The sequence below is a fragment of the Pantoea sp. USHLN298 genome (assembly GCF_037149395.1).
Lineage (GTDB): Bacteria > Pseudomonadota > Gammaproteobacteria > Enterobacterales > Enterobacteriaceae > Pantoea > Pantoea astica.
Genome location: NZ_JBBCRO010000003.1, coordinates 107,428 through 120,483, shown reverse-complemented (window position 1 = coordinate 120,483; position 13,056 = coordinate 107,428). Strand labels below are relative to the sequence as shown.

At 42.1% G+C, this 13,056-nt stretch carries 9 protein-coding genes; all 9 read left to right on the top strand.

From position 1 onward, the window contains the following. The first annotated feature begins 13 nt into the window (after window positions 1-13). Complete coding sequence (gene gmd, locus WFK59_RS08610; protein WP_336755603.1) at window positions 14-1,054, top strand: GDP-mannose 4,6-dehydratase; 1,041 nt, start codon at window positions 14-16, stop codon at window positions 1,052-1,054. A gap of 1 nt (window position 1,055) precedes the next feature. Next, window positions 1,056-1,958 (top strand): GDP-mannose 4,6-dehydratase, encoded by a 903-nt coding sequence (locus tag WFK59_RS08605; RefSeq protein ID WP_233987645.1) that lies wholly within the window; start codon window positions 1,056-1,058, stop codon window positions 1,956-1,958. Then, window positions 1,934-3,097, top strand: a complete 1,164-nt coding sequence (locus WFK59_RS08600; protein WP_336755602.1) for a glycosyltransferase family 4 protein — start codon at window positions 1,934-1,936, stop codon at window positions 3,095-3,097. Before WFK59_RS08605 ends, WFK59_RS08600 begins: the two co-directional genes overlap by 25 nt. Beyond that, window positions 3,094-4,209, top strand: coding sequence for a glycosyltransferase family 4 protein (locus tag WFK59_RS08595; RefSeq protein ID WP_336755601.1), 1,116 nt, complete (start codon window positions 3,094-3,096; stop codon window positions 4,207-4,209). Before WFK59_RS08600 ends, WFK59_RS08595 begins: the two co-directional genes overlap by 4 nt. A gap of 134 nt (window positions 4,210-4,343) precedes the next feature. Continuing rightward, window positions 4,344-5,753, top strand: coding sequence for an NADP-dependent phosphogluconate dehydrogenase (gene gndA / locus WFK59_RS08590; protein WP_094120353.1), 1,410 nt, complete (start codon window positions 4,344-4,346; stop codon window positions 5,751-5,753). A 93-nt stretch (window positions 5,754-5,846) separates the two neighbouring features. After that, window positions 5,847-6,644, top strand: coding sequence for an ABC transporter permease (locus tag WFK59_RS08585; protein WP_233987647.1), 798 nt, complete (start codon window positions 5,847-5,849; stop codon window positions 6,642-6,644). Further along, window positions 6,644-7,873: an ABC transporter ATP-binding protein gene (locus tag WFK59_RS08580; RefSeq protein ID WP_233987648.1), complete on the top strand. Its 1,230-nt coding sequence runs from the start codon at window positions 6,644-6,646 to the stop codon at window positions 7,871-7,873. The genes WFK59_RS08585 and WFK59_RS08580 overlap by 1 nt, the downstream gene beginning before the upstream one ends. Continuing rightward, entirely contained in the window at window positions 7,866-9,323 is a 1,458-nt protein-coding gene (locus WFK59_RS08575; protein WP_336755600.1) for an FkbM family methyltransferase, read from the top strand. The genes WFK59_RS08580 and WFK59_RS08575 overlap by 8 nt, the downstream gene beginning before the upstream one ends. 9 nt (window positions 9,324-9,332) lie before the next feature. Next, the gene (locus tag WFK59_RS08570) at window positions 9,333-13,031 is read left to right on the top strand and encodes a glycosyltransferase (protein ID WP_336755599.1); all 3,699 of its coding nucleotides are present in this window, start codon (window positions 9,333-9,335) and stop codon (window positions 13,029-13,031) included. Window positions 13,032-13,056: the final 25 nt, after the last annotated feature.

Below are 13,056 nucleotides of genomic sequence, written 5' to 3'. Positions count from 1 at the left end.
CATGGGTTTACGAATGACGAATAAAACTGCAGTAATTACCGGAATCACAGGTCAGGATGGTGCTTATCTCGCAGAGCTGCTACTGAACAAAGGATATACCGTTTATGGTACCTATCGTCGTACCAGTTCAGTGAATTTCTGGCGCATTGATGAGCTTGGCATCCGGTCTAATCCAGCTCTGCACCTGGTTGAGTATGATCTGACTGATTTGTCATCAAGCATCCGTTTGCTTCAGGAAAGCAAAGCTACGGAAGTCTATAACCTTGCTGCTCAGAGCTTTGTCGGTGTCTCGTTTGATCAGCCACTAACTACTGCTGAAATTACCGGTATTGGCCCAGTGAATTTGCTGGAAGCGATTCGTATCGTTAATCCAAAAATCCGGTTTTATCAGGCATCTACCTCAGAGATGTTTGGCAAAGTGCAGGCCATCCCTCAAAAAGAAGATACCCCTTTCTACCCGCGTAGCCCCTACGGTGTAGCTAAGCTTTATGCACACTGGATGACCATAAACTATCGTGAAAGCTATGACATTTTTGCGTCCAGCGGCATCCTCTTCAACCATGAATCACCTCTGCGTGGGCAGGAGTTTGTAACACGTAAGATTACCGACTCAGTTGCTAAAATTAAGCTCGGTAAGCTGGAAGTGCTTGAGTTAGGCAACATGGATGCTAAGCGTGACTGGGGCTTCGCGAAAGAATACGTCGAGGGTATGTGGCTGATGCTACAAGCTGACGAGCCAGATACTTTCGTACTTGCTACCAATCGTACTGAAACCGTTCGTGACTTCGTCTCCATAGCGTTTAAAGCCGCGGGCATCGAATTGCGCTTTGAAGGCAAAGATGAGCAGGAAGTGGCTATCGATGTCGCGACAAACAAAGTTGTGGTCAAGGTCAATCCTAAGTTTTATCGCCCGGCTGAAGTAGAATTACTGATCGGCAATCCTCAACGTGCTAAAGATATTCTGGGCTGGGAACCTAAAACAACTCTGGAAGAGCTGTGTGCAATGATGGTTGAAGAAGATCTGCGTCGTAATAAACAAGGATTCTCCTTCTGACATGATTAATGGCAAAAAAGCACTGATCACAGGGATCAAGGGCTTTACCGGCCAATATATGGCAGCGGAATTATCCGCTGCCGGGTATGAAGTATTTGGTTTCGGTTCATCCCCAGCCCAAAATTCGCCAAACTATGTTCAGGTCGATCTCACAGACTCAGTAGCAGTAAAGCAGGCCGTTGATGCTGTTTCACCTGACGTGGTCGTTCATCTTGCGGCAATTGCTTTTGTTGGACATGCCGATTCAAATGCATTCTACGACGTAAATATTTGCGGGTCTCGTAATTTGCTGCAAGCTTTATCTGAATCCGCAAAGTGTCCTGAAGCGGTTCTGCTTGCCAGCAGCGCAAATGTTTACGGTAATAACACCCCAGGTAAATTAGCGGAATCAACAGCGGCCAGGCCGGCAAATGACTATGCTGTGAGTAAGCTTGCAATGGAGTACATGGCTAGCCTGTTTTACAGCAAACTACCTATTATCGTCGCTCGCCCATTTAATTATACTGGTGTTGGACAAGCAGGAAATTTTCTTATTCCTAAAATTGTTAAGCACTTCAGGGAACGCCAGCCGGTTATAGAACTGGGAAACATAGACGTATGGCGCGATTTTTCTGATGTTCGCGATGTAGTAGGCAGCTATCGGGGATTATTAAAATCTTCGGCTTTTGGTGAAATCGTCAATGTCGCTTCAGGTAAAATGCATTCGTTACGTGAGGTTATTAACCTCTGTGAGGAGTTGACGAGTCATCAAATACGAATCGAGATTAATCCTCAATTCGTCCGTCCAAATGAAATAAAAGAGCTTTGTGGCGATATTAGTTTATTGGGTAGGTTAACCGGTAACAATACCGCCAAAATAACGCTCAGAGAAACGCTCAAATGGATGCTACAGGCAAAAGGTTAAACGTTGTTTTTTCAACGGATTGTATCAAATACCCCCTGACTGGAATTGGCCGTTACGCGTTTGAACTTGCTAAGCAACTTCAGGAGAGAGAACAGCTTTTACTTACATTTTTTCATGGTACTAAAGTTCGTGATTCGCTGGCGGTAGCCAGTGAATCAGCGCAGTCCATTCAATCTGTTAAGCGAAGGTTGCAAAAAAGCAAAGCTGCCAGTGAGATATATCGACTCACTTATCCGGTCATGAAAACTATCGCGCTCAGGAATTTCAAAGATCATATTTTTCACAGCCCAAACTATTATCTTCCTCCTCGCGTAAAGCATTGTGTCGCAACTTTTCATGATTTGTCTGTTTTTCACTGGCCGCAGTTCCATCCTGCAGGCCGTGTTCATCTTATGCAAAAAGAGTTAAGAAATACGGTCTCAAGAGCGGCAATGCTTATTACTGACTCACATTATACTAAAAAAGAATTAATTGATTTTTTTGGAGTCGAAAACGATAAAGTCAGTGTTGCACCATTGGGTTATAACGAGCAATTTCGTCCCCGACAAGAAACAGAAACACGAGATGTTCTGAATAAATATCAGCTCAAATGGCGCAACTTTTTTCTTTACACAGGTACCATTGAACCCAGAAAAAACATTCTGACGTTGCTGAAGGCTTTTGACTCACTACCTACTAATGATAAACGGGCGCTTCCTTTAGTGATAAGTGGATACAAAGGCTGGGAAAACGAAGAACTGTTCAGACTTTTCAGGAAGGGTGAGAGTGAAGGCTGGTTAAAATATCTGGGCTTCGTGCCTGGTAAAGAGCTGCCACATCTTTATAGTGCAGCTAACTGTTTTGTCTTTCCGTCTATATATGAAGGTTTCGGTTTACCGGTATTAGAAGCCATGGCTTCAGGTACACCAGTGATTTGTTCTGATGCAACCTCACTTCCTGAAGTAGGAGGGGGCGCTCCACTGATGCACTCCCCAGAAGATGTTGATACTTTGACTGCCCACCTCAAGCTAATGATAGAAGATGCTGACGAAAAAAGCCGCATGACAGCTTTAGGGCTTGCTCGTGCACAGCAATTTTCATGGTCCAGATGCGCGGATAAAACCATTGAAGCTTACGAGCAGGTTGCTAAATTTATATGATTAAGGTTCTGCACTGTTATAAAACATATTATCCAGACACATTTGGCGGCATTGAGCAGGTTATTTATCAACTGGCCGAAGGCGGAGTAAAAGAGAACATCCAGTCTAAGGTGTTTACTCACAGTCCCTCTTTCGATATTCAGGAGAGTAAATTAGCTCATCACTCCGTCTACCGGGTCAAAACATTTCTTGAGCTGGCTTCTACACCTTTTTCATATTCAGCGATCCGTGAATTTAAAGAACTGGCGAAAAATGCTGATGTCATTCATTATCATTTCCCCTATCCATTCATGGATTTTATGCATTTTGCTGCAGGCATCAAAAAACCATCCGTCGTAAGCTATCATTCTGATATTGTTAAACAGAAGATGCTACTGAGGTTATACACGCCTCTGATGAACCGGTTTCTTAATAGCGTGGATCGTATTGTCGCTGCCTCACCGAATTATGTAGAAAGTAGCCCCGTTCTACAGCAGTTCAAAAACAAAGTGGAAGTCATTCCTTACGGACTTGATAAAAAATTCTATCAAAATAATGATCCTGCTGTTCTACTTAAGTGGCAGGCAAGATTTCCGGATGGCTTCTTTCTGTTCATAGGCACATTTCGCTATTATAAAGGCCTGCATATTTTAATCGAAGCGGCTAAAAACAGCCGTTATCCGATTGTCGTAGTTGGAGCAGGTCCAATTGAAGCCGAGCTAAAATCTCAGGCGCAGCGGCTAGAGGTAGATAATATTCATTTTCTGGGTGCGTTAGACGACAGCGATAAATCTGCGTTACTGCAACTGTGTACCTGTCTGGTATTTCCTTCGCACCTGCGTTCAGAAGCCTTTGGTATTTCATTGCTTGAAGGGGCGCTTTATTCAAAGCCCCTGATTTCCAGTGAGATTGGTACGGGTACGACCTTCATTAACATCGACCGGGTAACCGGTTTGGTGGTGCCACCTTCAGATCCGGTCTCTTTGCGTAAGGCGATGGATGAGATATGGCACAACCCGAACCTGGCCAGCACTTATGGCGCAGCAGCGCTTGCGCGCTTTGAGGCGCTTTTTACTGCCGAAAAGATGATCCAGAGTTATACACGACTCTATAAATCCTTGTTAAATGTGTGATTTTTTTTCAGATTATTTCATCTGACTATCGCACCATTCATTACCTTTTATCAGCTATCCTGAGTTAACATACTGATCACTTATAAAGTGGTGTTACTGGTAACACCATGCGAGACCACAGACAGGAGTATGTAATGTCCAAGCAACAGATCGGCGTTGTAGGTATGGCAGTGATGGGCCGCAACTTGGCTCTTAACATTGAGAGCCGCGGTTACACTGTTTCTATCTTTAACCGTTCGCGCGAAAAGACGGATGAAGTCATCGCAGAGAACCAGGGCAAGAAGCTTGCTCCTTTTTACACAGTTGAAGAGTTTGTTGAATCGCTGGAGAAACCACGCCGTATCCTGCTGATGGTACAGGCGGGTGAAGCGACTGATAAGACTATCGCCTCGCTGACGCCACATCTGGATAAAGGCGACATTCTGATTGATGGCGGTAACACCTTCTATAAAGACACCATCCGTCGTAACAAAGAGCTGTCAGACCAGGGCTTCAACTTCATCGGTACCGGTGTCTCCGGCGGCGAAGAGGGCGCACTGAAAGGTCCATCCATTATGCCTGGCGGCCAGAAAGAAGCGTATGAGTTGGTTGCACCGATTCTGGATAAGATTGCGGCACGTGCTGAAGATGGCGAAGCCTGTGTGGCTTACATCGGTCCGGACGGCGCGGGTCATTACGTGAAGATGGTGCACAACGGTATCGAATACGGCGATATGCAGCTGATCGCTGAAGCTTACGCGCTACTGAAAGGTGCGCTGGGCCTGAACAACGAAGAGCTGGCTGAAACCTTCACCGAGTGGAACAACGGCGAACTGAGCAGCTACCTGATCGACATCACCAAAGATATCTTCACCAAGAAAGATGAAGAAGGTAACTATCTGGTTGATGTGATTCTGGATGAAGCAGCCAATAAAGGTACCGGTAAATGGACCAGCCAGAGTTCACTGGACCTCGGCGAGCCGCTGTCGCTGATTACTGAGTCGGTATTTGCTCGTTACCTCTCCTCGCTGAAAACGCAGCGCGTAGCGGCTTCCAAAGTGCTGAGTGGCCCACAGGCGCAGGCTTTCACTGGCGATAAAGCGGAGTTTATCGAGAAAGTGCGTCGTGCACTTTATCTGGGCAAAATCGTCTCTTATGCGCAGGGCTTCTCTCAGCTGCGTGCGGCCTCAGAAGAGAACAACTGGGATCTGCATTACGGTGAAATCGCGAAGATTTTCCGCGCTGGCTGCATTATCCGTGCACAGTTCCTGCAGAAAATCACCGACGCCTATGCTCAGGATGCGAGCATCGCTAACCTCCTACTGGCACCATACTTCAAAGATATCGCTGACCAGTATCAGCAGGCGCTGCGTGATGTGGTTTCTTATGCGATTCAGAACGGTATCCCAACACCAACCTTCTCTGCGGCGATTGCTTACTACGACAGCTACCGTTCAGAAGTACTGCCTGCCAACCTGATTCAGGCGCAGCGTGACTACTTTGGTGCGCATACCTATAAGCGCATTGATAAAGACGGTGTGTTCCACACCGAGTGGTTAGATTAAATCAGGTAGTATGTAATTGTAAAACCCGGCTTTGCCGGGTTTATTTTAACAATCCCTTCGAAAAAACGAATTCTCGAATCTTCAGGATTTATAATGATATTCAACATTAGCAAAACGCTATGGACGTACCGTAGCTTTATATTGGGAAATATGAAGCGAGAGTTCCAGTCAAAGTATCAAAATTCATTATTAGGCGCACTATGGAATGTTATCAATCCATTAGCAATGATAGTTGTTTATACAGTTATCTTTGCTGAGATAATGAGAGCCAAACTTCCCGGTGTTGATAGCACCTATGCTTACAGCATCTATTTATGTGCGGGCGTACTTACGTGGGGATTCTTTTCAGAAATAACATCACGCTCACAAAACGTTTTTATCGAAAATGCAAACATACTTAAAAAAATTAATTTCCCCAGGGTTTGCTTACCAATAACAATTGTGTGTAATGCCTTCGTTAATTTTGTGATTGTGTTTGGATTGTTTACTCTGTTCTTAATAGTAAGTGGTAATTTTCCTGGTGTCGTTTATCTGGCATTAATCCCGGTTTACATTATCACTATTTTGTTGGCTGTAGGTATTGGAGTAACATTAGGTGTATTAAATGTGTTTTTCAGGGATGTAGGGCATTTCTTTGGGATATTCATGCAATTCTGGTTTTGGCTCACGCCTATCGTTTATCCTGTAACAATTATACCAGAGCGCTACAAAGCGTTGATTAATATCAATCCGATGAGTGGCATAATGTTCAGTTGTCAAAATATTCTGGTTAAACATATTGCTCCGGTCTGGAGTGATTTACTCCCTGCTGTTTTTGTCGCAATTTTTTTCAATCTTATAGGGCTGTATTTGTACAGACGTCATGTTGGCGAAATGGTGGATGAACTTTAATGAGTCAGGTAATAAAAGTAAATAAAATCGGCAAAGCTTATAAAGTCTATCCAAACCGCTGGAGCCGCTTCCTGGAATGGATTTCACCCATAAAGAAAGATCACCATGAGCTAAGATGGGTACTTAACGATATCAGCTTTGAAATAGAGAGTGGACAAGCTGTCGGTATCATTGGTATGAATGGCGCGGGCAAAAGTACTCTGCTAAAAATACTTACTGGTACGACTAAACCAACCAAAGGTGTTATCACGACTAAGGGTAAGATTGCTGCGCTGCTCGAATTAGGCATGGGTTTCCATCCCGATTTCACAGGACGGCAAAACGTTTATATGGCTGGCCAGTTAATGGGGCTGACAGTTGAAACCATAAATAAGCTGATGCCGGAAATTGAAGAATTTGCAGAAATCGGTGAATACATCGATCAGCAAGTCAGGGTCTATTCAAGTGGGATGCAAATGCGCCTTGCTTTCAGTGTTGCTACCTGCGTCAGACCGGATGTTCTGATTGTCGATGAAGCATTATCTGTGGGGGATACATATTTTCAACACAAAAGCTTCGAAAAAATCAGAGAATTTAAAAAACATGGCACAACGCTACTAATTGTTTCTCATGATAAACAAGCTATTCAAAGTATCTGTGATCATGCGATTTTACTTAATAAAGGGAGAATCGAGAAGCAAGGCGATCCAGAAATGGTCATGGACTATTACAACGCACTATTAGCTGATAAGCAAAAACAGAAAATAGAGCAAGTAATGAACCAGCAAGGGAAAGTGCAAACTATTTCTGGTACCGGTGAAGCCGTTGTAGATAATATCACAATTTATAATGAGGCTGGCGAGCAGGTTGAATACATCGAAGTAGGGGAGACCGTTAAACTTTCTATTGATGTGCTCGTTAAATCAGATATTGAAAAACTTGTAGTTGGTTATGGCATAAAAGATCGTCTGGGTCAGGTTATGTACGGCACCAACACACAGCTTAAGAAAAAACCTATCTTTAATACAAAGGCGGGAGAGAAATACAAATTTGAGTTTCAGTTCGATATGAATATGGGGCCAGGAAGTTACTCCATACAGACTGCGATAGTTAGTTCGGACACGCATCTGGTGAACAATTATGAATGGCGTGACCTTGCCTTTGTGTTTAATGTCGTCAATGCGAGTCACCCACACTTTGAGGGTGTGAACTGGTTAGACCCAGAAATCGAGATAAACAAACATGACTAAGGTTTCATACGCTCAGAATTACGAAGATATCATGCTTTGGAGAGCGTTAAAGCATATAGAAAATGGTTTCTACGTAGACGTTGGAGCTAACGATCCGATAATAGATTCCGTTACGAAATTATTTTACGATGCAGGCTGGAGTGGTATCAACATTGATCCTGTTGAGAAGTTCATCGAGAAATACCACCTTTTGCGTGAAAGGGATATTAGCATCGCAAAAGCGGTATCGGATGAAAAAGGTGTAATGCAACTGTGGCAATGTGATGTACCTGGCTGGTCTACACTAGACAAGGACGTTGCCGCTAAACATGAATCGGAGGGATATGAAGGCTATTGGTCTGAAGTAAGCATCAATACCCTGGCCGCGATCCTTGAAGAACAAAACATAGCTGATATTCATTTCCTCAAGATTGATGTTGAAGGTGCTGAATATGCAGTGCTTAAAGGCAATGACTGGAATAAATATCGGCCATGGATAGTATTAATTGAAGCTACTGTGCCCAATACCCAGATTTCAGATTACGATGAATGTGAAAAACTACTGTTAAACAATAATTATCACCACGTTTTCTCTGATGGGCTTAATCGCTATTATGTAGCGAATGAACATCCTGAACTCGATGATGCGTTCAAATATCCACCTAATGTTTTTGATGAGTTCATTTCTTATAGAGAATCTCAACTACAATCAGAACTTGATGAAAACTATATCAGAATGGTTAAGGCAGTGAACGAAGCTAACACGCTTTATGAAAAAGAGCAGGCTCTCATGCATGAACTGGAGAGACTCACGCTTCAAAAAGAAGAAACAGATGCAAACTATCAGATCCTTCTGGAGGAAAATTTAAAGCTATCAGCACTTGCTACCGGAGCTGACGCCTTAAAAGAGCAAGAAAATGAAATCAAAAATGATAACAGCAAAAAAGAAAAAAGTTTTCTGAAACAGAAGAACAAGCTTTTACAGAAAATTGTCAGCACTGAAGAAGAGCTTGAACAGTCAAAAGCTGCAATTACTGATCTAAATAGTAAAATTGCAGAATTGAATCGGCATGCTCATCACTGGTGGGAGACGGCTCAACGATTTGAAACTGAGCTGAACCTGGTTTATGCAAGCAGAACGTGGAGATATGGTACTTTACCAAAACGTATTCTCTCCCGGATTAAAATCAAAGTTCATTCACTCAAACAGCAAACCAGGCACTTACTATCTAGAATTACAAATCTCACATACAGACTGGCAAGAAATGTAGCATTGAGCGCATTGCAGAAGCCGGCGATTAGAGGTCCTCTTCTAAAAGCAGTAAACAGGTTTCCTGGACTTAAAAGCTATCTCAAAAGAAAATACATCAGAAGTGTAATTCAAAGTTCTGTACAGGAAAGTACAATGCCAAAAGATAGCGTTAAAATAAATCAAATAAAAAACGTTATCAAAGCCAAATTAAAAAAATAGGTAATTCAAATGCGTCTAGTTATCGACTTGCAGTCATTACAAGGAACAAACAGTAATCGTGGCATTGGGCGTTATGCTCTGTCACTAACTTCAACGCTACTGGAGTTATGTCGAAATGATGAAGTATACCTACTACTGAATGGAAGCCTTCCTGAATCAGTAAACACTATTCGGGAAGCTTTTAATGAAAAGGTTAATTCGGAAAATATTTTAACATTTTCTTCCCTGGAACATACCGCTGGATTACATAGTGAAAATCAATGGCGTCAGGGCGTTGCTGAGTTATCCAGGGAGGCTTATCTTGAAAAGATTTCTCCCGATGTAGTACTCATTACAAGCCTTTTTGAAGGGGTTGTAGATGACACAGTGACAAGTATCATAAATAAAAATAAAAATTATCTGACAGCTGTTGTATTATATGATTTGATTCCTTTTATAGCTGCAAAGGATTATCTTGAAAATCCCGGGATGTCTAAGTGGTATTATAAGAAAATAGACCATTTAAGACGTGCTGATATGTTATTAGCTATATCTGAATCTTCGCGCCAGGAAGGTATAAAGTATCTTCCTTTCCCAGAAGATAAAATTATAAACATATCCACTGATGCTGACAGTAATTTCAAGAAATTAGAAATTGTTAATCCCCAGGTACTGACTAAGTTTAACATTACTAAGCCCTATGTAATGTACACAGGTGGGATCGATAAACGAAAAAATATTGAAGGCCTGATAACTGCATATTCAGAACTTGATGAAAACGTAAGAAGTGACCATCAGTTAGTGATTGTTTGTTCGGTCAATAATGAGAGTCGTCAAATACTAAAGAAACTTATCCATGAAGCACAGTTGAGTGAAACCGAAGTTGTAATTACGGGTTACATCACTGATGAGGAATTGGTTGAGTTGTATAACCAATGTGCATTGTTCGTCTTCCCAAGCTTCCATGAAGGTTTTGGCCTTCCCGTACTGGAAGCAATGCGTTGCGGTGCCCCTGTCATCTGTTCAGGGCTAACAAGTCTTCCTGAGGTTGTTGGACTTGAAGATGCTATGTTCGATCCAAAAGATGAACAGCAATTTATTGACTTGCTCGAAAAGGGATTAACAGATTTGAATTTTAGAGATCTGTTAATTTCACATGCTGAGACGCAGCAATCAAAATTCTCATGGGAAACGACGGCTCGTAAAACGTATGATGCACTTAATAAACTTAATGCACATAAAAGTCACATGCCTGTCATCTCTCATTTACTTCAGCGTAAAAAAATAGCCTATGTTACACCCGTTCAGCCCGCGAAATCAGGCATAGCGAATTATTCAGCTATTTTACTGCCTGAACTTGCAAGATATTACGATATTGACATTATTATTAAAGATAATGTCCCAGTCGATAAGGTTGCCGAGTCTTACAGTAAAATAAGAAACACGCAATATCTATTGGAAAACTCTGATAAATATGATCGGGTTGTTTACCAATTTGGCAATTCCGAACACCACGACTATATGTTTCCACTGCTGGAAAAAATACCCGGCGTAGTAGTATTACATGATTTCTATATTTCTGGCGTCGTGCAGCATATGGATGTATTCAATACCCATCCTGGTGTCTGGACACGTGAATTACTTATTGGTCATGGGTACAAAGCTTTAAGAGAACGATATTTAGAAAATAATAGCGCAGAAGTAGTATGGCGTTACCCTTGTAGCTATTCAGCCTTGTCTCTGTCTCAGGGCGTCATTGTACATTCCGAAAACTCAGTTCGCTTGGCTAAGCAGTGGTATGGTACAGTTAACCCAAATTTATGGAGCGTGATACCCCACCTTCGTGAGCTGCCATTAATCAATGATAAAAGTGCTGCCAGGAAAAAGTTATCAATTAGCGATGATGCATTTGTCATCTGTAGCTTTGGATTCCTGGGTGAATCTAAATTGAATGATAGGCTGATTGAAGCATTTGCTGAAAGCAGTTTATACGATTCTAAAGAATGTTATATCTTCTTTGTTGGTGAGATGCATGAAGGTGATTTCTCTAAAAAGATAACCCGTCGCATTACAAGTTTAAAAATAACAAACAGAATACAAGTTACAGGCTGGACCGATCTCGATACGTTTAAAGATTATTTACAGGCAGCTGATATCGCCGTGCAACTTAGATCACTTTCCAGAGGAGAAACCTCAGGGGCTGTGCTCGATTGCATGAGTTATGGTTTACCAACTATCATCAATGCTAATGGCACTATGGCTGACATTAATCCTGAAAGTGTCATTATGCTTGAAGATAAATTTGATGATGAGTCGCTGGTTGAAGCCCTTGAGTCGCTTTTTAAATCAGAGAGTTTGCGAAAAAAACTTTCGGGTAAAGCGATAGAAGAAATTTCAACTAAGCATTCTCTGTGGCGATGTGCAGAGCAGTATTCAAAAGCTATTGAAAATTTTTACCACCCAAAAAATAATTTTGTTAGTGAGACGCTTGATTCACTTTTTCAGGTTGAAGGATCTTATTCTGAGCAAGATTTAGATGCATTGGCTACGGCAACTGCTTACAATAAAGGCGCGGCTATTACCTATCCTAAATTGCTCGTTGATATTTCTGAACTGGTTCAGCGTGACGCAAAGTCTGGTATTCAGCGTGTTGTCAGAAGCATTCTGATGCAATGGCTGGAAAACCCACCAGAAGGTTTTCGTGTTGAACCTGTTTATGCCACTAATGATAGGGACGGTTACCATTTTGCTCGTTCATTTACGGCCAGGTTCCTCGGTATTGAAAATGTACATCTTCAGGATGAACCTGTTGATTATGTAAATGGTGATGTTTTTGTTGGCCTTGACCTGCAACCACACATTACGGTAAGACAAGAAAAAACACTAAGCAAAATGCGCGCTTTAGGTGTCAAGATTAATTTCGTTGTTTATGATTTAATTCCTCTTCTTCATTCTCACTTTTTTGTCAGTCCCGAAGATGCAGCAAAAGACCATGCGCGCTGGCTCTCCGTGGCAGCAAACAGTGAATCACTTATTTGCATTTCAAAAGCCGTCGCTGATGAAGTAGAAGAGTGGTTAAGAACGGATTTCCAGGGTAAAGCTAAACCAGAAGTTAAATGGTTTCATCTGGGTGCTGACATTACTAATTCGAAACCCAGTGCTGGTATCACAGGCGAAGATGAACGGATCCTTAGCATTGTCAATGATGCGCCAGCATTTCTGATGGTCGGTACATTGGAACCCCGTAAAAATCACTCCTTAGCATTAGAAGCTTTTGATAAGCTATGGCGAGAAGGTAGTGATGCTGTTTTAGTTATTGTCGGAAAAGAAGGTTGGGGTGTTGATGAATTGATGCAACGCATTAAAGCTCACCCTGAAAATAATAAAAAACTTTTCTGGCTAAATAATGTCTCAGATGAATTTTTGCAACGGCTGTACCAGGAATCCCAGTGCCTTATCGCTGCCAGTACTGCAGAGGGCTTCGGTTTACCCCTTATTGAAGCTTCACAAAATAATCTTGATATTATAGCGAGTGATATCAAGGTGTTCAAAGAAGTCGCACAGGAACATGCACTATATTTTAAAAGTGACGATGCTGCGTCGCTTAGTGAGACCGTTTTACAATGGCTTTCACTAAAGCAAAGTAATACTCAACCTGTGTCTGCTAATCTTAAATGGAAAACATGGGGTGAGTCTGCACAGGATCTATTAAATTCAGTGATTAAATAATGTTGATTTTTAGTAGATTAACTTT

Excerpts from the sequence above, each read along its gene's own strand:
- gmd (WP_336755603.1), top strand. The coding sequence starts at position 14 with ATGACGAATAAAACTGCAGTAATTACCGGAATCACAGGTCAGGATGGT.
- WFK59_RS08605 (WP_233987645.1), top strand. The coding sequence starts at position 1,056 with ATGATTAATGGCAAAAAAGCACTGATCACAGGGATCAAGGGCTTTACC.
- WFK59_RS08600 (WP_336755602.1), top strand. The coding sequence starts at position 1,934 with ATGGATGCTACAGGCAAAAGGTTAAACGTTGTTTTTTCAACGGATTGT.
- WFK59_RS08595 (WP_336755601.1), top strand. The coding sequence starts at position 3,094 with ATGATTAAGGTTCTGCACTGTTATAAAACATATTATCCAGACACATTT.
- gndA (WP_094120353.1), top strand. The coding sequence starts at position 4,344 with ATGTCCAAGCAACAGATCGGCGTTGTAGGTATGGCAGTGATGGGCCGC.
- WFK59_RS08585 (WP_233987647.1), top strand. The coding sequence starts at position 5,847 with ATGATATTCAACATTAGCAAAACGCTATGGACGTACCGTAGCTTTATA.
- WFK59_RS08580 (WP_233987648.1), top strand. The coding sequence starts at position 6,644 with ATGAGTCAGGTAATAAAAGTAAATAAAATCGGCAAAGCTTATAAAGTC.
- WFK59_RS08575 (WP_336755600.1), top strand. The coding sequence starts at position 7,866 with ATGACTAAGGTTTCATACGCTCAGAATTACGAAGATATCATGCTTTGG.
- WFK59_RS08570 (WP_336755599.1), top strand. The coding sequence starts at position 9,333 with ATGCGTCTAGTTATCGACTTGCAGTCATTACAAGGAACAAACAGTAAT.